General features: G+C 54.4%; 1 protein-coding gene. It reads left to right on the top strand.

What is annotated here, in order from left to right; translation table 11 throughout:
- On the top strand, positions 1–137 hold a 137-nt coding region (locus G0Q06_RS14865; RefSeq protein ID WP_343203196.1), incomplete at its 5' end, for a DUF6478 family protein.
- Positions 138–296: the final 159 nt, after the last annotated feature.

Here is a 296-nt window from a genome sequence, read left to right as displayed (position 1 = left end):
TCGACCTCGCCTATTCCAACATGAACGAGAAGCGCGTCGAAAAAGCATGGATCGACATCATTTTCGAAAATCCGGAGATGAACCAGATCACGCTGCGGGATCTGACATTCAGCCGTCGTCCACGCGCACAGTTATGACGAAAGGCGCCCCATGTCCGAGCTGACGTTGACCAAGACACGAATGCAGTCAGGCGTCTGGCAGGGCGTGATCACGGGGTGCACGCAAACACCGCGGATTTCGGTAACGTATCTTGATAGTCCCTTACCGGATATCACACTGACCAAAGCCCGGGATGA

The sequence above is a fragment of the Oceanipulchritudo coccoides genome (assembly GCF_010500615.1).
GTDB lineage: Bacteria > Verrucomicrobiota > Verrucomicrobiia > Opitutales > Oceanipulchritudinaceae > Oceanipulchritudo > Oceanipulchritudo coccoides.
This window is presented reverse-complemented; position numbering and strand designations above follow the sequence as displayed.